The following is a 22649-nucleotide window of genomic DNA, read 5'->3' as shown; positions in this document are numbered from 1 at the left end:
AAAATCCAGATTAAGTATATTTAAATATTTTTATTTTTTATGTTACTAATATTAATGACATTTAAAAATTTAATGTCGTTGATAATTAATATGAATATTAAATAAGGATATTATTATGGGAAAGGACAGTCATGATTCATTATTTTCAACAACAAAAATAATAGAGCAGCGAGCGAAAGAAAGTACAACATTAAATAGATTGGTAACAGAAATAAAAACAGAATATAAAAATAATGGAGGATGGAGTGAATCAATAATTAATAAGAAAAAAGCATTAGAAAGTAAAATTACAAGTATTGCCTATTTTCACTACAGCGGTAATCGACCTGATGGTATTGTAGGTTTAACCATTGATGAACAGAAAATATTTTTAAGTGAGTTTAAAAAATTACTTACCGATAAACCAAGTGTTGAAGTTAGAGTCCAAGGTAAAAATGATGATTATTTTTCTAGCTTAGCTGACCATGATTTATTAGATGGTACTTCCTATCGATTTTTACCTAAAGATTATAAAGAACGATATAATAATCATTCAATGCTCATGTCTCGCTTAACAATAAATGTTAAAAAAGAAAATTTTATTTCTTTATCACAAGCATTAATGAAATTGTATGAACATGATCCAAATAAGCGGGTTATGCAGTCAAAAATTATGGGCCCTAAAAACTTAGGAAAATTAACTGATCAAGCGGTTATTTATTTTTCTAATGCAAATTTACAAGATGCGATTGAAGTTAGCCAACAACTGAGAGAATTAATGCCAGAAGATGCTTTTCTTGAGCATGTGCCAATAGGAATGTACCGGGTAGATAAAGGTATTTCTTATTCAGAAACCCTGAAAGGGCAGTCTAGTAGCCACGGAGAGGCTCGTGCGGAGATAATTGCTAAGGCTGTGACTGAATCATTATTAACAGAAAAACCAGTCGATAAATGCCTTGAGGCTCAGCTTAGAATTTATGGTTATGATGTTGAGCATCCTGCATTGCTCGCTCAATCTGTTCGAGAGGCTTACATTGATACTAGTTTAGCTGGCGGTGGGCATCCATCTGAACGTTTACCGAGTAAAAACATAGAAATATTTAAGCAAGATCCTGTTAGCTTCTCCCAGCAATATATTATTAATACGAAAGAGCTCAATGCAATTTTACAGGCTCCAAATGAAGGAAAGGTTATATTCACAAAAGGAAATAGTAATAACTATGTAGTGGAATTTATTGATGACAGTTATGGAGAGGATCAACCATCTTCTATTGAAAGCTATTTTTTAGAGTCAAAAATTAGAAATAAAGAAAGTAAGCAAGTCGAGTATATTGATATTCTAATTAAGAACCCAGATAAAAAATTTTTATTTACAGGATTATTACTTGGCGATTCTGTTGTTGTAACGGAACTTAATTCTGAAACATATCGTGTTTATCGTGATAATAGGCCTGACGCGTCATTGCTATACGATAATGTTGTTATGGCGGTAGATGAGCGAGACTATAATAATAGGGAAAATAATACAACAAAAGCTAGTTTATTTATGCATTATGAAAATGAAAAATGGAATTTAATTTTACAACCTCAAAAAGGAAAGTATTTTGCGATTACTGAAAGTAATGTTGTACAAGTACAACTACCGGGTGATTACTTACTTCCACTCAAACAGCAACGATTTGATATTTATCGGAATAAAATTCATCAAGACTTAAAAGTTGCAGCTAAAAAATTCAATATTACATTTAGTGATATTCCAAATGATGAAGATTTATTTGAAACTCCATCAGAGCAAAATACCTCAGTAAAAACGTGGTTAGATATCGGAGATGAAATTAAACGAAAACTGGATCATCAAATTACAGCTCTTAATCAATCTCGTGAAAAGTTAGAAATTGAATTCTCTCAAACAATAGATAGTGAAAAAAGAACAATATTAAAAAATATGATTGAGATGAATAAAACTATTATTTCATTAAATAAAAAACAATATAGTGAACTATTTCATGATTTGCGTGAAGTAGAATATGGATGGTTATGGCAGAGTGTGAAAGCTAAAAAAGGAATGAATGCTGTCATTAAAATTAATGACTATGATACGAATATCAGTGTTAATGCAAATTATGATTATCATCTAACAGTCAATGAACGCTACGATAATCTCATCTATTTGCATAAAGTCACACGTAATTTACGCTTTAAAAGTGAGTTTAATCTTGGGGCTAAGCAATATTTGGAGGTCACTGTTCCAGGTGTTGATGAAACGATGTCATCCCAACAATTAAAAAAATTGTATATAACAAGTGAGTATAATGCTAAAGAAAGAGGTGCATTATATCGGCTTATTCAAGAAGTTGGCCATTCAGAATACATATCAAAGGTTCTCACTCAAACGGGTAAATTCAGTGAGTTATTTTCTTCGTTAGGCAGCAAGACGAATCGATTGATACCACAAGACTTTTATTTATCCTTGATGAAGGGAGATTCGAGTGGACGTTGCTATCCCCTAGTTCGAGCAATGTCTGTTGCTTTGGCTCGTAATGGGCAAGCAGGGGCAGATATTCTCATTGATAAATTGTATATTGCAGCTGCTGATCCTGAAAGCCGAGATGCTCTGTTATTGCAATCGTCACTAAAAAATCTTCATTCCAATATCAATGCAGTTGAATCTTCTTTTTCCCATGGTGTGATGGAGCTAAAGCAGATACAAACATTGTTAGAAATGAAAGAGGAAACAAAACTATTTGCTCTGAATAGTAAAAAACATGCAATGCTAATTGGAAAGATTATTGTTGATGGTAAAAGTAGTTATTATTTTTATGATCCTAATTTTGGGTTATTTTCTTTTAAGAATAGTAAACGTTTATTTTCCGCACTAAAAACATTCTTTGTTGATAAAAAAATGGCAGATTACTACTCTTCATTTGAGCGAAATAATAAGCCAGCCTTTGAATTAGTTTTCATTAATACAGATGATATGGAAAGCGTTTCTGTAGGTGACCATTTAACCGTCAAGGATTTAAGTCTATTAGAGCCACTATCCATAAAATCAATTAAAGAGAAAGAAATTGATGCAATTATTTATCAGCAAGATGAAATTATTCATGACACAAAATTAAAAACCACACTGGCTATACTTGATGCCGAGTTATGGGGAGAGAGAATTAATGTTGCATCGATAAATCTATCTTCAGAGTACTCCCTTAATGAAAACTGGATCCCTTTATTTTCTTCAGTCGAAGTAATTGAAAATGATCGTTATAAAATAAAATTTATTAATATAAAAGATACGGAAATAACTCGATGGGTTGAAACATCTGATCACACATTTATGCGATTCCATCGCTATTCAATGGAGCAAATGGGTATATTTGGAAAGTATTATCAATTTGAAGAAAATAAAATACGCTTAAGAAACCATGAGGCAAATTCAATCTCTGTAGATGGACTAAATGCAGGTATTGCTATTCAATCACTTATTCAATGGATTGAGGAAAAAAATCTCGATAAATCATCTGTAAGAAGAAATGCGCCAAATTTATTTCTAGCATTAAAAATTCATAGCTATGTCAACTATACCATGATGGCTCATGGTGCTATGAATGATATGATAAAAATAAATCAGATAATAAAGCTAGGGCTTAATAATGAAAGTAATATCTCTGTAAAAGAAATTAGCTGCTTTTTTTCCTCTTTTGCTAAAACTGCAAATGAAGGGTTAACTGTCATATTTAGTGGCGCGTTAGTTGGTTTTGATATATATGAATTAAGTCATGCAGAAAATGACCCCCAACGTATTATTTTTGGTACTCAACTTGCATTTGACTCGGCGGGACTCACATCGGGCGTTACAGGTATTGGGCTTGGTGCAATGGGCAGTGCGACAGCCGCTGCCGCTTTAGGTAGTGCAAGTGTGATAGTTGCCGGGCTAGGGATTGGTTTTGTTGGTCTAGCCCGTAATTTCGCGATTATAGGGGAAGATGCTAAAGCCGTCGGAAGTTATTTTTATGCTTTAGACCAAGCATATAAAGGCAATGGTTATGATTACCTTGCTGATAAAGAAACATTTATTCCAAAATTTGGGGCTGTATTTAATACGATTGACATTAAAAATAATCAGATTCAATTTGATAGCCAATATATCTATCGTACAACTCCTCATTCAGCCGGTGGTGGTCGTAAAAATTATATCTTTTGGGCGGGCAATTTCCCAACGATGGTAAAAGATAAGCAGCAGGCAATAAATATTCGTCGAGGAATTGGCTATCAGGATGCGGTTCATCAAGTCGATTTTCAAAATGCTAAAGCAGTTATGTTACCCGTAATCCCTAAGTCATATATCAAGTATAGCTACAATTTATGGCCAGGCTGTACTTCCCGTAATGATAGTGGCTTTAATGTTATTCGACGTTTAGAGCAAGCGGATAATTTTGATTATGATTTTTATATTTTCCCAAGTGAAAATACAATCACCCAAATTTTTCATGAGTATGTAAATACGCCAATTGATATTATTTTGGATGAGGAAAATAGGGAACTAGTTGTTCCTCAATTAGCCAAAGAATGGTATGGAAAAATTGAGTATAAACTTAAGGGAAATGGTGGGGAATATAAGCTTAATCTTAATCAGGGTATAAAAGTTGTTCTCATGGATGATATTCAAGCGGATAAACCATCAAAATGGATTATTAATTCCAGCCTATTAGCTGATGATACTATTGAAATTAAAAATAATAATTTAATTATCGGTGGTGTAAAAATAGAGATCGATATTACCTGTAAGCAAGAGAAGATATGGGTGATTAATAAGAAAAGTGAAATAAATGAAATTGATATTTCTTCAGCTCAGATAAATATTGTTAGCGAAAATGAAAATCAGTGGAAAGATTCAACAGAGTCCTTGGATTCTCATCTACAACATTATGCAGATAAGCATCAATTGCATGGGCAATATATTGTTATTGATAATCATCAGTATAATGGTAAAAATGTAGGAAAAGCATTCTATGATGTTACCAATAAACGCTATATTTTCATTGATACTTTAGATGAAAATAAACAACATGCTATTCTAGGGTTTATTTCAAAAAGCGAAGCCTACTTTTATCTCCCTACGCAAAAATCCATCTGGAAAGTGGATATTGCGAGTGGATCTCTTGTCACAGAATACCAATTAAATCATGACATTGATCGTGCTTTTGAAATTATGCAGATATGGGGAGGGGGTGAGGATCTCTATTTTTCATGCCGCTATAATGACTCAAATGAGGTCGCTCATTTCCGACTGGGTCAAGATAATATTGAGATATTGAGCTTAAATGCGGAACATCAGCGATTAATAGAATTGGCTAAAACAGATCCCAAACTGACTCAAAGCACTGTACGAGACATTTTACATGACTACATGATCAGTGGCGTGAAAAAGGAAAATAACCATACTAATCAAATTGATTCCAGAGCATCGGAGCTGTTGACTCTCTATGGTGTAGATCATAATCAAGTCGAACATCGTTATTGGCTAAGACGCTTAGACAATCTGTTAATAAAGCCCAACCTGTCACCTTCACTGGGTCATGGGGAAATATCGCTAAATCCTAAAATGGTACAGAGTCACTGGTCTATCCCTCATGACCTAGCTCTGATTGGAAATATATTTGACTCTACTGGAAACGAAGTTTTCTATTTCTATAGTGCAAAAAATAAAGAACTCTATCGGCAGGTTGGTCCTGGTCAGAATGTCTTGGATGCAACGAAACCCACAGCATGGTATATGAATATGCCATTTATAGAGAATGTAATTTTCTGGAAAGGTAGTTTATTTGTCGTTAATGTCGATGGTGTTATAGGCCAAATTAATGCCCAAGGTGAATTTCATCCGGTGGGATTGAATGAAAAGTGGTTTACAGAAAATCCTATTTGGTGGAGCAAATTGCAGGATTATTATTGCTGTAAAACGATCGCTTTATTGGGAATTAGGGACTCTTCAGGTCAGCAACTCATACCCGCCTGGTATGACAATGGAAAAATCATTGTTGCGTCTAGTTTATCCACTGAAAATAATCTGCAATTCTTAGGGGTAGATGCTGAAAATATGGGGGGATTGATCTTTGATACAGTGAATAAAAAACTGTATCGGCAATCAGCCATAAGTGAAATAGAATTAAACTCAGCTTTTGGTCAAGATCGGTTGCTTCTTTCCTCGACTGCGCTACCGGAGGCTGTAGATCTTTATCCAAATCTACAATTTAAGAACGTTAAGAACATAGGGCACGGTCTGTTGCTATCTGCTGAAAGTGGTGAAATTTTATATGTCGATATGCTTGAAAAGGAGAATGGAGAAAATCGTTCTCATATTGGTTCTTCGTTGATCATTCGAGGTGGCAAAGAGAATGATACTTTGGTTCCATCGATAATCAAAAATGTTAAACAAATCGTGTTAAATGCTGGTGATGGCCAAGATACGTATTCGATTTCACAAGATACTTGGCAACATTATCAAGCCATCATTATTGATAATAATGCTAATGACTTATTAGTTGATACCTTGATGCTACCGATTGAAAATTTAGATTCGTTGGTGGTTACTCGATATGATGATGACCTATTGGTAATCGATAATGAACAAAATACGGTGCTTATTTTACGCCAAGTTTTTGGTGTAGAAAAACAATCCCATCGGCACTTAAAGCTGCATTTTATCAATCATCCAAATAGCATTTCGATTGAGCAATTTATTGATCGCTATACTTCAGTTAGCGAGATAAAGCCTACGCAATACATTTATAATCATCAAAATATCGAGAGTGATAGTCATATGCGATTAATATCGGAGCACATGGCTGCGCTTGATAGCCGAGATTCATTAACTATGCCAAGAATGGATACCCATCTTGTACCAAATATGATGTTAGGCAACAACGCATCAAACCAAAATTTCACAAGGTAATTCATAAAAATGTAATCCAGCTTGAGTTTCATGGTCAAGCTGGATTGTAGGTCACAAAATCAAAATTGTACTATTTATGATAACTATCAAGTTGTTATATATTTTTAGTGGGAATGATTTATAGAGAAAATAAACGGGCTGTGACTTTATTAACTTATGAATTAAGTGATTAAATAACCTATTTTGTGAATCTATAGATAGATTTTTGATTATTTCACTATAAAACAGGTAAATTGCGGGGCACAGATCGCAATTTTGGACTATCCACATTTTCATCCCATTAAATTAACTCTATATTTTACTCCTTGTAAAAAACCATTAACAAAAAACAACTCAAATATTTATTTTTGCTTCCGAGCTATGGAGTTAACATGGATGCTTCCGAATCTTTGACACCAGCAGTTTCGCCAACCCCACCGAACAAGCGTGGTTGGATAATCTTAGCTGTTGATATTGTACTGCTTATTTTACTGTTGAAATTTTTGCCTTTTGATGACAAAGCAAATGCAGGGCTGGCTTTAATGGTCTTTGTTGGTGTTCTTTGGCTGACTGAGGCGATCCACGTAACGATTACTGCACTTTGTATTCCTTTACTCGCCGTGGGTCTTGGATTGATGGGAACGGGTGATGCATTAAAAGCATTTGCTAACCCAATTATCTTTTTATTTTTTGGTGGCTTTGCGTTAGCAACAGCTTTGCATATTCAAGGTCTGGATAGGCTGATTGCTAATCGCTTGTTAATGGCTGCACGTGGGCGCCTTTCTGTTGCTGTATTATTACTGTTTGGGGTAACTGCAGGGTTATCCATGTGGATCAGTAACACAGCAACAGCTGCTATGATGTTACCGTTAGTATTAGGGATTTTATCTAACTTAGATGTTCGTCATGAACGAAATACTTTTGTATTCGTCTTATTAGGTGTGGCATACAGTGCGAGCATTGGCGGATTGGGTACTATTGTGGGTAGCCCACCAAATGCGATAGCGGCATCTGCTCTTGGTTTAGACTTTTTATCTTGGATGAAATACGGTATTCCTATCATGGTGGTATTGCTGCCAATGATGTTTGTCCTGATGTATATGATGTTGCGTCCAAATTTAAAGCATCGTTTTGACATTGAGCTAGAAGAAGTTAAATGGAATGGTAAACGTATTACTGCCATGGTTATCTTCTTATTAGCTGTTATTTGCTGGATCACGAGTACATTTATCAGTAGTGCGCTAGGTGGAGTGAAAGACTTAGATACCATTATTGCTCTTAGCGCCGCCGTGTTGATTGCTATCACAGGTGTTGCTAGTTGGTCTCAAATTCAGAAAAACACTGAGTGGGGCGTCTTAATGCTGTTTGGTGGAGGTTTAACCTTGAGTGCAATTTTAAGCACGTCAGGGGCAAGTAAAATCATGGCTGACTGGATGCAAATGACATTTGGTCAAAGCCATTGGTTTGTGATTATTCTTGCAGTGACAACCTTTATTATTATTCTGACCGAGTTCACAAGTAACACGGCAAGTGCGGCGCTGTTAGTTCCAATCTTCGCTACCGTGGCTGAAGCATTAGGTATGCCAGTTATGGCATTAACCATGATTATTGGTATCGGTGCCTCTTGTGCCTTCATGCTGCCAGTTGCAACACCGCCAAACGCTATTGTATTTGGCTCTGGTTATATTCGACAAATTGAGATGGTACGAGTTGGTGCAGTACTGAACGTTGCTTGTATCATTGTCATTTCTCTGTTTGCTTGGTTCTTCTGGATTTAATTGAATCGATAGATTCTAAAAGTATGATAACGGCCCCAAAGAATGGGGCCGTTTTTTTATGCGCTGAGTATGGTGCTGTCTGCTGACATTAAAACATAATGTTTGGGAATGATAAGGATTAAGGTATTAAGAAAGGTCAATTCCAGTGGCCAGTAAAAACATAAAAATAATGTAAGCACTGAAGAAAACATAAGGCGATATTAATAGTAAGGATAAGGCAAAAAATCCGATTTTTAACCAACGATAATTTGAAACGGAAGATAACCACAGTGCCAATAACATCATCAAGGCAATAGTGCTAAATCCGAGCCTCCCTATCAACCAAGAAACCACCGTAATTAATCCCAATAATGATGCTCCTTTTTATCCGTACTAACGTTGTTTTATGATAGTGACCTGTAGATGACTTTCTTCACCATTCATGCAAAAAAAAGGTCACTTCATTTGAAGTGACCTTTAATGAGTACTAAGTAAATTTAGTGAGCTGCGGGTGGCTGACTGTGTTCTGCGTTATCAATTTTCTTATCAAAGCGGCGACGGATCACCACAAAGAATACCGGAACGAAGAAGATAGCCAGGGATGTTGCTGCGAACATACCACCAAGTACACCAGTACCTACTGAGTTCTGCGCTGCAGAACCAGCACCATTACTGAATACCAGAGGGATAACACCCAGCATGAAGGCTAATGATGTCATCAGGATTGGTCTGAGACGCATTTTTACTGCATCCAGAGTAGCTTCAATCAATCCTTTTCCTTCTTTCTCCATCAAGTCTTTGGCGAATTCAACAATCAATATTGCGTTCTTCGCCGACAAACCAATGGTTGTTAATAGACCCACCTTGAAGTAAACGTCGTTATCTAAGCCTCGAACAGAGGTAAAGAGTAACGCACCGATGACACCAAGAGGAACCACTAACATAACTGAGAATGGTACCGACCAGCTTTCATATAGAGCTGCCAGACACAGGAATACAACAATCAGTGAGATAGCATACAGAGCAGGGGCCTGGTTTCCAGACAGACGCTCTTGGTATGACATTCCTGTCCACTCATAACCAATACCTTCCGGCAGGTTTTCTGTGGTCAGTTTTTCCATCATCAGCATCGCTGCACCGGTACTTTGACCTTCAGTAGCTTGACCTTGAATGTTCATTGCTGGAACACCGTTATAACGTTCTAAACGTGGTGAACCGAATTTCCATGGATCTTTGGACTCGTCTAAGAATGCAGAGAACGGGACCATTTTACCTTGGTTATTACGAACATACAGGCTGCTAATATCTGACGGTAACATACGGCTTTCCGCGTCACCTTGTACGTAAACTTTCTTCACACGACCACGGTCGATAAAGTCGTTTACATAGGTTCCACCAAACACCGAGCTCAGGGTTGCGTTGATATCACTAATTGCGACACCTTGAGCCTGTGCTTTTTGCTGGTCAATATAGATACGATATTGTGAAGTATCATCTTGACCGTTAGGGCGTACACCTTGCAGAATTTCAGGGTGTTTAGCTGCCAGTCCAAGTAACTGATTACGTGCTTCCATCAGTTTTTCATGACCTAAGCCGCCTTTATCAACCAATTCGAAGTCGAATCCGTTTGATGTACCTAATTCTACAATGGCTGGTAAGTTGAAGGCATAAATGAAGGCACCTTGCTTTTTCGATAATGCTGCGTTTGCGCGAGCAACGATAGCATCAACATGGTTTTCATCACCTTTACGCTCATCCCAGTTTTTCAGAACGACGAACGCTAGACCCATGTTTTGGCCTGCACCAGCAAAGCTAAAGCCACCAACTGTAAACACTGATTCAACGTTTTTACCTTCATCTTTTCTGAAGTAATCACTCACTTCATCCAAGATGACTTGGGTTTGTTCTTGTGTTGATCCTGGTGGTAACTGAACCATTGACAGGAATACACCTTGGTCTTCCGCAGGTAAGAATGAGGATGGTAGCTTCACGAACATAAACGCCATGCCGGCAACCAGCAGGAGGTAAATGACCAAGTAGCGACCTGTCCCATTCAACATACGGCTTACGCTGTCTGTATAATGGTGAGCTTGTTTCTCAAATGTACGGTTAAACCATCCAAAGAACCCTTTTGTCGAGCCATGACTGCCTTTTTCAATTGGCTTCAGGATCGTCGCACAGAGTGCAGGGGTCAGGATCATCGCCACCAATACCGATAACAGCATTGATGAAACAATCGTGATTGAGAACTGACGGTAAATCGCCCCTGTTGAACCACCGAAGAAGGCCATAGGGATAAATACCGCGGACAATACCATCGCAATACCAACCAGAGCACCTTGGATTTGTTCCATAGATTTCTTAGTTGCTTCTTTTGGTGGTAAGCCTTCTTCTTGCATCACACGTTCAACGTTTTCGACAACAACGATGGCGTCATCCACCAGTAGACCGATGGCGAGGACCATGGCGAACATGGTCAAGGTGTTAATCGAATAACCAAACGCTGACAAGATAGCAAATGTCCCTAATAGGACAACTGGAACGGCAATGGTTGGGATCAGTGTGGCACGAATGTTCTGTAAGAACAGATACATAACTACAACAACCAACATGATTGCTTCAACCAGCGTTTTAACTACCTCGTTAATCGAAATTTTAACGAATGGTGTCGTATCGTATGGATAAACGACTTCTAACCCATCAGGGAAGAAGGGTTCCATATCAGCTAATGCAGCACGAACGTTATTTGCTGTATCCAGTGCGTTAGCACCTGTTGCGAGTTTAATACCGATACCCGCCGCTGGCATACCATTAAAACGTGCAATCGTACTGTAGTTTTCAGCACCTAACTGAACGGTAGCGACATCTTTCAGGCGAACTTGAGAACCATCTTGGTTCACTCGCAGTAAGATATTGGAAAACTCTTCTACATTACTTAAACGGGTTTGAGCAATGATTGACACGTTCAAACGCTGACCGCCAACCGGAGGAGTTCCCCCTAATTGACCGGCAGCAACTTGGTTGTTTTGTACACGAATAGCATTAATGACATCCGAAGTTGCCATATTGTACTTAACCAGTTGCTCTGGTTTTAACCAAATACGCATTGCATATTGGGTACCAAACAGCTGAGTCTCACCGACACCATTTACACGGCTAAGAGGATCCTTAATATTCGAACCTACATAGTCGGCAATGTCGTATTGACCCATTGAGCCGTCTTTGGATATGAAGCCTGCAACCATTAGGAATGAGCTACTTGACTTATCGACACTGATACCTTGTTGCTGTACTTCTTGAGGTAAAAGTGGCATAGCCAATTGCAGCTTATTCTGTACCTGTACTTGGGCGATATCGCCATCAGTACCCGCTTCAAAGGTTAGCGTAATGCTTGCTGAACCTGATGAATCACTGGTTGATGACATATACACCAAATTATCGATACCGTTCATATTCTGTTCGATAACTTGGGTCACCGTATTTTGTACCGTCGATGCATCCGCACCTGGGTAGTTAGCTGAAATAGAAACAGCCGGCGGTGCAATCGTCGGGTACTGAGCTACAGGTAACTTGATAATTGCCAGCAGACCTGCAAGCATGGTGATAATCGCAATTACCCATGCAAAAATTGGTCTATCTATAAAAAACCTAGGCATTAATCAATAGCTCCCTTATTTAGACTGTTGTTCAGGTTTAGCCTGAGTGTCTACAATGGATTGGGTTTCTAAGTTTGCTTGCTTCGGAACAACAACCATTCCTGGTTTGATTTTCTGTAAGCCAAGTACAATGACGCGATCGCCATCTTTTAAGCCTTCAGTCACTAACCATTTATTGCCAATTGCTTGTCCAGCTTTAACTTTTCGAACTTCAACTTTGTTTTCTGCACCCACAACCATAACTTGTGCATCACCTTGAGGTGTACGCGCTAAGCCTTGTTGAGGAACCAGAATTGCATCTTGTTTAACACCATCTTCTAAGATAGCGCGCACAAACATACCCGGCATCAATTCTTTGTTAGGGTTAGGGAACACTGCACGCATAGTGATAGAACCAGTGGTTTCATCAACAGTGACGTCAGAGAATTCTAATTGACCCGACTGAGCGTACTCTTGACCATTGTTAATCACTAAGCTAACAGGAGCTTTGCCAGGCTCTTTTTGCAGAGCACCATTTTCAATTTCAGCTTTTAAACGTAAGAAATCTTCACTCGACTGAGTGACATCTACGTAGATAGGATCTAACTGCTGAACTCGCATCAGTTCAGTGGCTTGACCTGCAGAAACTAGCGCACCCTCAGTCACATTTGACTTACTTGTGCGACCACTAATTGGTGAAGTCACTTTAGTGTAGTCAAGGTTGATACGAGCGCTTTCAACAGCTGCTTCTGCCGCTTTTACTGCTGCAAGTGATTGTGCGTAGGTTGAATTCGCTTGGTCGTATTCTTGTTGGCTAATGTAGTTAGTACCAAGTAGTGGTTTATAACGTTTAACCGTTAATGCGGCGAGATTAGCATTTGCTTGCGCTTTTGCTAATTCTGCTTTAGCACTGTTATAGGTAGCTTGGAATGGAGCCGGGTCGATTTGGTATAAGGATACACCGGCCTCAACATCAGTACCTTCTTTATAGTTACGTTTAAGGATGATACCACTTACTTGTGGGCGAACTTCCGCAATACGGAATGCAGATGTACGACCTGGTAGTTCGGTCTTTATAGTCAGAGGTTCAGCTTTAAGCGTAACAATTCCTACATCAGGCGCCGGGCGTTCACCGCCACCTTTCTGTTCTTCGTTACAACCAGATAACGCTAAGCCGCCTGACAGAACCAACAGAGCCAGAGGTAACACCCCTCTGTTTATTCGCATAAGTTAACCTCAATTAATCGATATGAGTTCAAAACAAAAATAGGAAAAATAGCAAAAAATATGAATTATCACTATGCTATAGTACAAACATACACTAATGTATGTAAATCAGCTTTCGATAAAAACGGGTCACAATGGCACGAAAAACTAAACAACAGGCTGAAGAAACCCGTCAGGAAATATTAGATGCCGCTATCAAAACGTTTTCTGAGAGAGGTGTTTCAGCCACATCATTAGCCGATATAGCAAAAGCCGCGGGAGTGACCCGAGGGGCTATATACTGGCATTTTAAAAATAAAGTGGATCTCTTCCATCAAGCCTGTGAGTTTAGCGACAATCAAATTACTCAGGCTGAAGATTATTATCGTTCGAAATATACCAATGATCCACTTTTAATACTAAGAGAATTGTTAATTTATATTCTCACTGATTTCATTAGTATCCCCAAAAACCGCGCATTGATGGAAATCTTTTTCTTAAAATGTGAATTAGTAGGGGAAATGGCATCTGTCGTGGATTTTAAACGTGAAAACTATATGGCAATCCAGCAGCGCATTGTCAAAAATCTTCACGATTGTGTGGCCGCTGGGCAACTCCCTGAGAACTTAGATGTAGAATGCAGTGCGATAATGATCCGTGCATTGATGTCTGGCTTACTCGAAAACTGGTTATTACAGCCAGAGAGTTTTATGATAGGGACACATACAACGACGTTAGTTGATACTCTATTAGAGACACTCAAAAATAGTACGTCATTAAGAGTGTTATCAACGCATAACGATTAATCGGAGAAAGCCATGTCATCCATCCTGATCATTGCGAACGGTGCCCCTTATGGGAGTGAAATGTTATTTAACTCCCTACGCCTAGCTATCACGTTAAAAGAGCAACATCCCCAAACCTCATTAAAAATCTTCTTAATGTCCGATTCAGTCACTGCGGGATTAACAGCTCAAAAACCAAAAGAAGGTTATAATCTTCAGCAGATGCTTGAGATTTTAACCGCTCAAAATGTCCCCGTTAAATTGTGCAAAACTTGCACCGATGCTCGCGGTATCAGTGAATTACCATTAATTGATGGTGTTGAGATTGGTACTCTTGTCGACTTAGCAGCTTGGACGTTAGAAGCAGATAAAGTATTAACATTCTAAGTCGAAGATTAAGCTGCGGTTCTTTTTGAATTGCAGCTTAGTGTTGTATAAATGTAGGATTTTAAATATATCTCATGAGCTTACTGATGCAATTTAGAAAAATGCGGTCATATTCTGTCAGACTATTTCTGGTGTTTGTTATTACCCTTTTTTCTTTCCATGTCATTGCCGCACCAACAAATAACCTCCCAACTAAAAATGAGCTCAAAACTGAACTCAATTCATTAAATAAAAAAAGTAGTGCGGGGCAGGAAGATAAATTAACGATTGCAGATCTAGAGAAATCATTAAATTTTTATGATGAGCTAGATAAAATTGAGCAGCGTTCAGATGAACTGCAAAAAAAACTTAGCCATGCTGATGAAGAATCAAGAAAGGCAATTCAAGGTTTATCGCAGATAAAAAATCAAAGTGAAAATCCTGACATTAACTTTGACCATCAAATTGAAAATAGCAGTTTGCAGCAATTAGAAGCTCTGCTGGCAACTTACCTAGAAAATCTACAATCCGAACAAAATGATTTAGCGACCTATAATAGCCAACTGATTGGCTTACAGACTCAGCCCGAACGCGCTCAGGCGATGATGCTAGATAACGCGAATCGGTTACAAGAGATCCGTAATGAGCTCAATACAACCATAACGGGCGCGAGCAAATTACGGCCCTCTCAAGTGAATATGCTGCAAATAGAGCAATATTTATTGCAGCAACAAAATGAATATCAAAAACGAGTATTACAGGCGAATACCCAGTTACAAGATGTACTGCAAAAACAGCGAGACTATACCGCTGCTTATATTGAGCAATTAGATAATCATATTCAGCGTATTCAGGGGGCTATTAGTAAGGAGCGCCTAAAAGATTCACAATCCACTGTCCGAGAAGCTCAAAATTCCTCGACTAATGATGTTGCTGTACAGCAGAATCCTATTCTTCAAAAAGAGATTGAAATTAACAATCAGCTCAGTAATCGCCTGATTGAAGTAACACAAGATGGCAATCGGATGGTGCAAAATGGTATCCGTGTAAAAACCTGGTTAGAGCGAGCCACCCAGTCTGAGCGCAACTTAAAAGAGCAAATTAATGTATTACGAGGTAGCTTATTGTTATCTCGAATTTTATTTCAACAACAAATCGATTTACCTCCTGATATCTTAACGAAAAACTTACCGGTCATTATTGCTGACTTGCGTTTGGAACAATTTGATATCAATCAGCAGCGTGATGCGTTATATCAAACCAACGATTACATTAATAATCTAGAGCACCAGCAAGCAGTAAAAGTTGGAGAGCAAGACAGTGCTGTTTTATTCACCTCCGATGATAAGAGCGCATTAGTCAAAATTTTGGATGTGCGTCGTGAGCTGCTGGATGAGCTCAATTTGCAGCTTGGTGGACAAATATCCCAAGCAATTAATTTACAGCTCGATCAAAATCAGTTACTGAGTGTAGTGGGGTCTTTAGAGCATACGTTGGCACAGCAAATATTTTGGGTAAACAGTAACAAACCCATGGATATTGAGTGGCTAAAAGCGTTCCCCGAAGCCGCTGCCAATCAGCTGACACATGTGGATTTTGATTTTTCACTCTCTAGTCTGAAAAAAGGCTTTATAAATTCGTTACCTGTTACTATCCCACTGTTACTTGCTGCACTGATTTTCATCTGGTTTAACCGAAAAATCAGTTTACGTTTGCAAGCGATCAATCAAAGTTTATCAAGTTTAAGGCACGACAGTGTTTTAAATACGCCATTAGCGCTGCTCTTGACGTTATTGCAAACTATACCAATCTCTTTAGTCGTGATAGCTATTGGTTACTGGTTCTTAAAAACTGGTAACTTACAAGGGGAGTTTGTTTGGGCTTATTGCTTACAACTCGCTATTTTCTGGGCGCTATTTGAGCTAACGTTCCGGGTTCTGAAGCCCGATGGAATTGCAGAAAAACACTTCAATATTGAACATTCTTATGCGCAAAAAATGCGTCGTAGAATGATTCGATTATCAATCCCATTGCTGCCATTAATCTTCTTCTCGACTTATGGGATGAGTAATCCAATGAAAGTGTCAGAGGATGTTATTGGTCAATTGGTGGTGTCGATTAGTTTATTGTTATTGTGCATTTTCACGATCCCATTTTGTAAGCAAGTCTGGCAAGAAAGTGGTAGTCATTTAACACGCTCTATTTTGATTACATTACTGACATTCTCACCACTGATTCTCATTGGATTAATGATTGCAGGGTATTATTACACCACGTTACGATTAGCTAACCGATGGTTAGATAGCCTGTATTTATTAGTGCTATGGTATATCACGTATAACGCATGCTTGCGTGGATTGAGCCTTGGGGCAAGGAAATTGGCGTATAAGCGAGCGCTTGAACGTCGAGCTATGTTGAAGCAAGAAGAGACGGAAAATGAACCAATCAAAGAGCCGCCAATGACGATTGAGCTGATTAGTCAGCAGTCATTGCGCTTAACGACGATGGTGCTATTTATTATTTTCGCCCTTGGTTTCTACGCGATTTGGTCAGATTTTATCACAATCTTTTCATTTTTAGACAGTGTAGAACTGTGGAGCTACGGAACAACCTCTGCGGAAGGCACCAATGTTGTCCGGTTTGTGACTTTAGCCAACCTTATCTTAGCAGTGGTGATTATTGTAGTGGCTTGGATCATGACGCGAAACTTACCCGGGTTATTGGAAGTTTTAGTGCTATCACGCTTGAAACTGCGCCAAGGGTCGACCTATGCCATCACCACGATACTGACTTATATTATTGTGAGTATTGGTGCGATATCCTCTCTTGGAATGATTGGCGTGACATGGAATCAATTGCAATGGTTAGCCGCAGCCCTAACCGTTGGTCTGGGTTTTGGTTTACAGGAAATTTTCGCTAACTTCGTTTCGGGGATCATTTTACTGTTTGAAAGACCGATTCGAATCGGTGATACGGTCACAATTGGGACGTATTCAGGAACGATTAGTAAAATCCGCATTCGTGCAACTACCATTGTGGACTTCGATCGCAAAGAGGTGATCATCCCGAACAAGGCATTTGTGACTGAAAGGTTGATCAACTGGTCTCTATCCGACACCGTGACTCGTATTACGGTATCTATCGGGGTGGCATACGGATCCGATCTGGATAAGGTCAAGCGGGTGTTGCTGCAAGCAGCGACATCAAACAGTAAAGTGATGGCAGAACCTGCACCCGGTGTGTATTTCTTAAGTTTTGGTGCGAGTACGTTAGATCACGAGCTGCGTTTCTATGTTCGTCAAATTGGTGATCGTGCAGTGACTAGTGATGAAGTGAATCGTGAGATTGATAGACTTTGCCGCGAAAACGATATCAATATTGCATTTAATCAGCTTGAAGTTCATCTGCACAATAGTCAAGGGGATGAAGTGCAGGAAGTTAAACGCATAGCAAAAGATGGCCAAGATAAAACTGAGGGTTAAAAGACATCAATCTTCACTGTGGCAGGCTGCTTCGGCAGCTTGCTTATTTAAATAATCGTGCTTAACGATATCTAAGGCTTTTAATACCACATCCGTTTCGACGTCTGATGACTCCAGCAGATAAATAAGGTCGACAGCGAGTTGGATCTCTATCGGGGCATTTTCCAGTGTTCCCATGGGGACTCCTATCTTTATTCTAAAAATTGATTTTCTTGATGTTCAATGGCTTTTTCAATGCGCAAAAGTGCTTGTCGGCAACGATATAAACGACCCGCTAAAACCGCTAATTCCTTTTGACACTGATGCTGTAAATGGTGGTCAGTTAAACCACTTAAATAGAGCTCTTTTTCACTTACCATTGATTGTAAGCGTCGCTCGTAATCTTGATGTTGTGATAAACGTTCATATAAATCAACCTGTTCCTTTTTTGCACGGAATGAAGATTCTTTTTCGCGTAAGGATTGGGTAGATAGCTCCCGAGAGATTGCTTGCATCTGATGAACAATTTTTTCAGTTAGAAAGTTAACTTGCTGAGTGTGTTTGAGAGTGACACTATGGCACAGTTGCTGATAAAGGTTATTAAGCTCTTTTTGGCAATCACCGAGTCGAGTCGACTTATGGCTGAATAGTTGCATATCAAACCGAGAGTGTGAAAACTCCTGATCCTTTATCGGAGTCACTCGCGCCTCTAATTCATCGATCTGCTTTTTTAAAGCCTCTAAGAGAGCCTGTGTTTTCATTTTTTATTCTCAATAAATGTGAAAAGTGGCGGAATATTGATATCCAGCAATAAAACTTAGCGCAAAAAGGCGGCTTCTTATTGCATTTTTATGGTAGTTTGCATAGATTCTACCCTTTCGTATTTACTTACTACATTATTGGTTTTTATTATGACCGCTAAAGAGCAACAACTGCAATTGATTAAAGAGAGTATCGCATCTATCCCTGACTATCCGAAGGAAGGTGTTTTATTTCGCGATATTACCACACTGCTAAATGAACCTGCCGCTTATCAAGCGACGATTGATATGCTGGTTGAACATTACAAAGACAAAGGTGTGACGAAAATTGTCGGTACTGAAGCCCGCGGTTTCCTATTTGGCGCTCCTGTTGCTTTACGCCTCGGTATTGGCTTTGTTCCAGTGCGTAAAAAAGGTAAATTACCGCGTGAAGTGTTAAGTATGACCTACGATTTGGAATACGGCACTGACACACTGGAAATTCACAAAGACAGTATTGCGCCAAAAGACAATGTACTTGTGGTTGATGATTTACTGGCGACAGGTGGTACTGTTGAAGCAACGGTGAAAATGATCAAACAGTTAGGCGCCAAAGTTGTTGATGCTGCATTTGTTATCGGCCTACCTGATTTAGGTGGCGTTGAGCGCTTAGAAAAACAAGGCGTCACTTCCTACTGTTTAGTTGAGTTTCCCGGCCACTAATCTGATTTGCACTCACACTCTCTTTACTATTTTTACTACAGTCTCGCCGTAAAGGTTGAGGCTGTGGTAGCATGGTACTATTATTAGATCTATCAATGTACCATGTTTAATTACAGTGGAATCCATGAGCTATCAGGTACTTGCCCGTAAGTGGCGCCCCCAAAAATTTTCGGACGTTGTTGGTCAGCAGCATGTTCTGACTGCACTTGCCAATGGGCTTGAGCACCAACGGCTTCATCACGCTTATCTATTTTCTGGCACTCGCGGTGTTGGAAAAACGACGATCGCCCGCTTATTTGCGAAAGGCTTAAATTGCGAAAACGGCATTACAGCGACGCCTTGCGGAAAGTGTGCCAATTGCTTGGAAATTGAACAAGGTCGTTTTGTTGACCTGATTGAGATTGACGCCGCCTCACGAACCAAAGTTGAAGATACTCGCGATCTACTGGATAACGTCCAGTACGCACCTGCTCGCGGACGTTTCAAAGTTTACTTGATTGACGAAGTACACATGTTATCTCGACATAGCTTCAATGCGCTGTTGAAAACTCTTGAAGAGCCACCAGAACATGTGAAATTTTTACTTGCTACAACGGATCCGCAAAAACTTCCTGTTACGATTTTATCTCGTTGCCTACAATTCCATTTAAAAGCATTAGATGTTGATCAAATCAGTGAACAGCTGGAATTGATCCTGAATGCAGAAAATATTGAGCATGATACTCGTGGCCGCCAACTCATTGCCCGTGCTGCCGATGGCAGCTTACGTGATGCGTTAAGTTTAACGGACCAAGCGATTGCAATGGGGCAGGGAACGGTTACTGCAGAAATCGTGAGCCAGATGCTGGGCACCTTAGATGATGAGCAGCCGTTGGCGATTATTGAAGCATTAGTTCGTGCGGATGGCTTAGCTGTAATGGCTCAGGTTGAACAGGCAGCTTCTCGTGGGGCTGATTGGGAAAACCTCTTGGTTGAAATTTTAGCCCAGCTTCACCGTATCGCTATGATCCAGCTACTTCCTCCAGAAAAAGAGACCGACCCGTCATCAACGCAAGGTCGATTGAGGCAAGTCGCAAGAATTATTTCTCCTGCAGATCTGCAACTGTTTTACCAAACATTGTTGGTAGGACGAAAAGAGCTGGCATTTGCACCGGAAAGGCGTATGGGCGTGGAGATGGCATTATTACGTGCCTTAGCCTTCCACCCCAAAAATATTATTGAAGAAATTGAGCTGCCGCCGAAATTAGTTGCAAGTGATTCAGTACCTTCATTTCAGTCAGAATCAGTTCCCGTAACGGTAAAACGTCAAGTTCCACCGCCAGTGAGCGCTGAAAATTTGCCAGAAAATAGCCCGACCTTGCAGTTATTAAAAGCGAGGCAGGCGCTACAAGCACCACAAAGTGAGGATCCGAGTCCAAAAAAGACTAATCCGGTGACGTCCGAAAGGGCTAAGCCGGCGGCATCAGCATTGGAAAGGCTGGCCGCGGTGACCAGCAAGCATCAGCAAAATATGCTGAATAAGGCAACACAAAGCACTAAGCCAACTAAACCAAAACCGTATCAATGGCGACCTCAGAACGGAGAGGTGCTAGACGTAAAAGATGCCGTTACCACGCCAGCTGAAATTAAAGAGGCGCTGGAATACGAAAAAACCCCTGAATTAGCAGCAAAAATTGTTGAAGAAGGTCGTGTTAGAGATAGTTGGTCCGGTGAAATAGCACAATTAAATATTCCAAAGCTAGTTGAACAATTGGCTTTGAATTCATATAAAGAAGAGTTAAGTGAGTCGCAAATCGTTTTACACTTACGCTCATCTCAGCGCCATCTTGATAAACCCAATGCGCACCAAGTATTGCAAGATGCATTGAGTCAACATTATGGTCGCCCTGTTGAACTGAATGTCGTTCAAGATGATAATACTGCGGTAAAAACACCGCTGGAATGGCGTCAGGCGATTTATGAAGAAAAACTGGCGCAAGCTCGTCAGTCTATTATTGCGGATAAAACGATTCAAAAATTGCAGTCAATGTTTGATGCGCAGTTGGATGAAGAGAGTATTCGCCCCGTTTAACGCTACAGTCTAGCTAATTAAGCTGTAGCCTCAGTTGTGAGAGAAAAATATGTTTGGTAAAGGTGGATTGGGTAACCTGATGAAACAGGCCCAGCAAATGCAAGATAAAATGCAAAAAGTTCAGGAAGAAATCGCTCAACTCGAAGCTACAGGTGAATCTGGAGCAGGTTTAGTGAAAGTGACTATTAATGGTTCACATAACTGCCGTCGTGTTGAAATCGACCCTAGCCTGTTAGAAGATGATAAAGATATGCTGGAAGACTTGATTGCTGCGGCATTCAACGATGCAGCACGTCGCATTGAAGAGACTCAAAAAGAAAAAATGGCTAGCGTATCAAGCGGTATGCAGTTACCACCAGGCTTTAAGATGCCATTCTAATGCAAACGAGTCCGCTTCTTGAATCATTAATGGAAGCTCTGCGCTGCCTCCCCGGTGTGGGACCCAAGTCAGCGCAGCGAATGGCTTTTCATCTTTTACAACGCGACCGCAGTGGCGGAATGCGTTTGGCTCAGTCGCTGACTCGTGCAATGTCCGAAATCGGGCATTGCAGCGATTGTCGGACATTCACAGAACAAGATATTTGCAATATCTGCGATAACCCTCGTCGCCAGCAAAATGGGCTGATCTGTGTCGTAGAAAGCCCTGCCGATATCTATGCAATAGAACAAACTGGTCAATTTTCAGGTCGATATTTTGTTCTCATGGGGCATTTATCGCCATTAGATGGTATTGGTCCAATGGATATTGGGTTGGATAGGCTGGAAGAAAGATTGTCATCTGAAACCATTACGGAAGTCATTTTGGCGACTAACCCGACAGTCGAAGGGGAAGCGACCGCAAACTATATTGGGCAGATGTGTGCGCAGTATGGGGTTGTGGCGAGTAGGATTGCCCATGGGGTGCCTGTCGGCGGGGAGTTGGAGATGGTTGACGGAACTACACTTTCTCACTCGTTGGCGGGGCGCCAACGGCTCTAAAGTCCTCGTCATACTTTGCGCCG

14 protein-coding genes are annotated in these 22649 nt (G+C 39.8%); 9 read left to right on the top strand and 5 right to left on the bottom strand.

Translation table 11 applies throughout. The features are described 5' to 3' along the window. The first annotated feature begins 115 nt into the window (after window positions 1-115). Window positions 116-6925: a TcdA/TcdB pore-forming domain-containing protein gene (locus tag PR761_RS13965; RefSeq protein ID WP_154610681.1), complete on the top strand. Its 6810-nt coding sequence runs from the start codon at window positions 116-118 to the stop codon at window positions 6923-6925. 371 nt (window positions 6926-7296) lie between these two features. Then, window positions 7297-8682, top strand: coding sequence for an SLC13 family permease (locus PR761_RS13960; RefSeq protein WP_006815142.1), 1386 nt, complete (start codon window positions 7297-7299; stop codon window positions 8680-8682). A 126-nt stretch (window positions 8683-8808) separates the two neighbouring features. Here the strand turns inward: PR761_RS13960 and PR761_RS13955 are convergent, their stop codons facing one another. The 3 genes from PR761_RS13955 to PR761_RS13945 all read right to left on the bottom strand — a co-directional run bounded on the left by PR761_RS13955 (window position 8809) and on the right by PR761_RS13945 (window position 13523). Then, window positions 8809-9030 carry a hypothetical protein gene (locus tag PR761_RS13955; protein WP_154610680.1) on the bottom strand — a complete coding sequence of 74 codons (222 nt, stop codon included), beginning with the start codon at window positions 9028-9030 and terminating at the stop codon, window positions 8809-8811. 128 nt (window positions 9031-9158) lie between these two features. Then, entirely contained in the window at window positions 9159-12317 is a 3159-nt protein-coding gene (locus PR761_RS13950) for an efflux RND transporter permease subunit (RefSeq protein ID WP_006815140.1), read from the bottom strand. A gap of 15 nt (window positions 12318-12332) precedes the next feature. Next, on the bottom strand, window positions 12333-13523 hold the full coding sequence (locus tag PR761_RS13945; RefSeq protein ID WP_006815139.1) for an efflux RND transporter periplasmic adaptor subunit: 1191 nt from the start codon (window positions 13521-13523) through the stop codon (window positions 12333-12335). Window positions 13524-13657: 134 nt separating this feature from the next. Between PR761_RS13945 and acrR the strand changes: the two genes are divergently transcribed. The 3 genes from acrR to mscK all read left to right on the top strand — a co-directional run bounded on the left by acrR (window position 13658) and on the right by mscK (window position 18135). Then, window positions 13658-14308 (top strand): multidrug efflux transporter transcriptional repressor AcrR, encoded by a 651-nt coding sequence (gene acrR / locus PR761_RS13940; protein ID WP_006815138.1) that lies wholly within the window; start codon window positions 13658-13660, stop codon window positions 14306-14308. Window positions 14309-14320: 12 nt separating this feature from the next. Further along, window positions 14321-14674: a DsrE/DsrF/TusD sulfur relay family protein gene (locus PR761_RS13935; RefSeq protein WP_006815137.1), complete on the top strand. Its 354-nt coding sequence runs from the start codon at window positions 14321-14323 to the stop codon at window positions 14672-14674. 74 nt (window positions 14675-14748) lie between these two features. After that, window positions 14749-18135 carry a mechanosensitive channel MscK gene (gene mscK, locus PR761_RS13930; protein WP_154610679.1) on the top strand — a complete coding sequence of 1129 codons (3387 nt, stop codon included), beginning with the start codon at window positions 14749-14751 and terminating at the stop codon, window positions 18133-18135. A gap of 6 nt (window positions 18136-18141) precedes the next feature. Here mscK and PR761_RS13925 read toward each other — a convergent pair whose 3' ends face one another. Both PR761_RS13925 and priC read right to left on the bottom strand, forming a co-directional pair. After that, window positions 18142-18312 carry a DUF2496 domain-containing protein gene (locus PR761_RS13925; protein WP_006815135.1) on the bottom strand — a complete coding sequence of 57 codons (171 nt, stop codon included), beginning with the start codon at window positions 18310-18312 and terminating at the stop codon, window positions 18142-18144. Between the two features lie 14 nt (window positions 18313-18326). Then, window positions 18327-18875, bottom strand: coding sequence for a primosomal replication protein PriC (gene priC / locus PR761_RS13920; protein ID WP_006815134.1), 549 nt, complete (start codon window positions 18873-18875; stop codon window positions 18327-18329). A gap of 150 nt (window positions 18876-19025) precedes the next feature. On the opposite strand from priC, the gene apt reads away from it, so the two are divergent. The 4 genes from apt to recR all read left to right on the top strand — a co-directional run bounded on the left by apt (window position 19026) and on the right by recR (window position 22626). Continuing rightward, entirely contained in the window at window positions 19026-19577 is a 552-nt protein-coding gene (apt, locus tag PR761_RS13915; protein ID WP_006815133.1) for an adenine phosphoribosyltransferase, read from the top strand. Window positions 19578-19701: 124 nt separating this feature from the next. Then, the gene (gene dnaX / locus PR761_RS13910) at window positions 19702-21648 is read left to right on the top strand and encodes a DNA polymerase III subunit gamma/tau (protein WP_006815132.1); all 1947 of its coding nucleotides are present in this window, start codon (window positions 19702-19704) and stop codon (window positions 21646-21648) included. A 49-nt stretch (window positions 21649-21697) separates the two neighbouring features. After that, complete coding sequence (locus PR761_RS13905; protein WP_006659291.1) at window positions 21698-22027, top strand: YbaB/EbfC family nucleoid-associated protein; 330 nt, start codon at window positions 21698-21700, stop codon at window positions 22025-22027. Further along, window positions 22027-22626 (top strand): recombination mediator RecR, encoded by a 600-nt coding sequence (recR, locus tag PR761_RS13900; RefSeq protein ID WP_006815131.1) that lies wholly within the window; start codon window positions 22027-22029, stop codon window positions 22624-22626. The genes PR761_RS13905 and recR overlap by 1 nt, the downstream gene beginning before the upstream one ends. Window positions 22627-22649: the final 23 nt, after the last annotated feature.

This window comes from Providencia sp. PROV210 (assembly GCF_028479445.1).
Taxonomy (GTDB): Bacteria; Pseudomonadota; Gammaproteobacteria; order Enterobacterales; family Enterobacteriaceae; genus Providencia; species Providencia rustigianii.
The sequence above is the reverse complement of the archived record's forward strand: the minus strand, read 5'-3'. Positions and strand labels throughout refer to the sequence as shown.

What these genes read in the sequence shown, in the direction of transcription:
- PR761_RS13945 (WP_006815139.1), bottom strand. Translation starts at nt 13,523, where the DNA reads ATGCGAATAAACAGAGGGGTGTTACCTCTGGCTCTGTTGGTTCTGTCA.
- apt (WP_006815133.1), top strand. Translation starts at nt 19,026, where the DNA reads ATGACCGCTAAAGAGCAACAACTGCAATTGATTAAAGAGAGTATCGCA.
- PR761_RS13960 (WP_006815142.1), top strand. Translation starts at nt 7,297, where the DNA reads ATGGATGCTTCCGAATCTTTGACACCAGCAGTTTCGCCAACCCCACCG.
- PR761_RS13950 (WP_006815140.1), bottom strand. Translation starts at nt 12,317, where the DNA reads ATGCCTAGGTTTTTTATAGATAGACCAATTTTTGCATGGGTAATTGCG.
- mscK (WP_154610679.1), top strand. Translation starts at nt 14,749, where the DNA reads ATGAGCTTACTGATGCAATTTAGAAAAATGCGGTCATATTCTGTCAGA.
- dnaX (WP_006815132.1), top strand. Translation starts at nt 19,702, where the DNA reads ATGAGCTATCAGGTACTTGCCCGTAAGTGGCGCCCCCAAAAATTTTCG.
- PR761_RS13965 (WP_154610681.1), top strand. Translation starts at nt 116, where the DNA reads ATGGGAAAGGACAGTCATGATTCATTATTTTCAACAACAAAAATAATA.
- PR761_RS13935 (WP_006815137.1), top strand. Translation starts at nt 14,321, where the DNA reads ATGTCATCCATCCTGATCATTGCGAACGGTGCCCCTTATGGGAGTGAA.
- acrR (WP_006815138.1), top strand. Translation starts at nt 13,658, where the DNA reads ATGGCACGAAAAACTAAACAACAGGCTGAAGAAACCCGTCAGGAAATA.
- priC (WP_006815134.1), bottom strand. Translation starts at nt 18,875, where the DNA reads ATGAAAACACAGGCTCTCTTAGAGGCTTTAAAAAAGCAGATCGATGAA.
- PR761_RS13905 (WP_006659291.1), top strand. Translation starts at nt 21,698, where the DNA reads ATGTTTGGTAAAGGTGGATTGGGTAACCTGATGAAACAGGCCCAGCAA.
- recR (WP_006815131.1), top strand. Translation starts at nt 22,027, where the DNA reads ATGCAAACGAGTCCGCTTCTTGAATCATTAATGGAAGCTCTGCGCTGC.
- PR761_RS13925 (WP_006815135.1), bottom strand. Translation starts at nt 18,312, where the DNA reads ATGGGAACACTGGAAAATGCCCCGATAGAGATCCAACTCGCTGTCGAC.